1 protein-coding gene is annotated in these 915 nt (G+C 38.3%); it reads right to left on the reverse strand.

All coding sequences use genetic code 11. The features are described 5' to 3' along the window. Positions 1 to 8: 8 nt before the first annotated feature. Positions 9 to 833 (reverse strand): IS5 family transposase, encoded by an 825-nt coding sequence (locus UXI14_RS18035; RefSeq protein WP_335967359.1) that lies wholly within the window; start codon positions 831 to 833, stop codon positions 9 to 11. Positions 834 to 915: the final 82 nt, after the last annotated feature.

Consider the following 915-nt stretch of genomic DNA (forward strand, 5'->3'; position numbering starts at 1 on the left):
GAACTCATTTAAACTTTTAACAAGATAAGAGCAAACGCTAAATAATGCCAACTTAGCCAAGAAGAATCTAAAGAATCAAACCTGATTAACAGCGTCCTAAAACTGTCCATCCAAGCAAAAGTTCTTTCGTTGACAAATCTCTGGTCGTAAATATCTTGGTTGAAAAATCGCTTTTTCCCTCTTTTCTTTCCTTTTCTGTTGCGTTTGTTTTCGACAATATTGGCAAACATCTTTCTCCTGTGAATGGCCCTTCTAAGCCTCTTGGAATCAAACCCTTTGTCTGCATTCTGGATGCTGTTCTCCACACAAATTCCACGGCTTTTCAAGTCTTTCATCATTTGCGCATACTGCGGAACTATTTGGTACAAATCGTTATGGTTCCCACAGATGATTCCGCCCGAGGCAATCGGGATGCCGTTCCCGTCGGTCATTATCAGGATGTTAGATGTCCGCCCTCTTTTCCGGTGTTGGTAAGCAACACTCTGAGCTGATTTTTTTACCAAACTGTGGGTGCCGTCAAGGTTCAATTTCTCGGTGTCCAATTTCTCTTTTTGTATTTCAAGATACGTTTCAAACATCTCTTTAAAAACCCCTTTTTCACTCCATTTCCGATAGTAATAATAAACGGTCTGCCAAGAAAAAGGTGGCTTACACCCTTCTATATCAATAAATAAGAAGTTCCACTGGCAGCCTGTCTTGAGTTTGTGGACAATGCATTTGAAAATATCCGCCATCTCAAAGCGACTGGTAAACCCCCGTTTATTTTTCGGAATGAAGCATAAAATGCAATTTTCTATTAGCTCTTTTTGTAAATTTGTGTACTTGCAGTTCATTAAATTGTAATTTATTGGTTGTCAACTCTAAATTACTAATTTTGAACTGCTTGTTTTTTTAAAGAAAGTTTAAATCACCTCA

Source organism: Galbibacter sp. PAP.153 (assembly GCF_037029175.1).
GTDB lineage: Bacteria > Bacteroidota > Bacteroidia > Flavobacteriales > Flavobacteriaceae > Galbibacter > Galbibacter pacificus.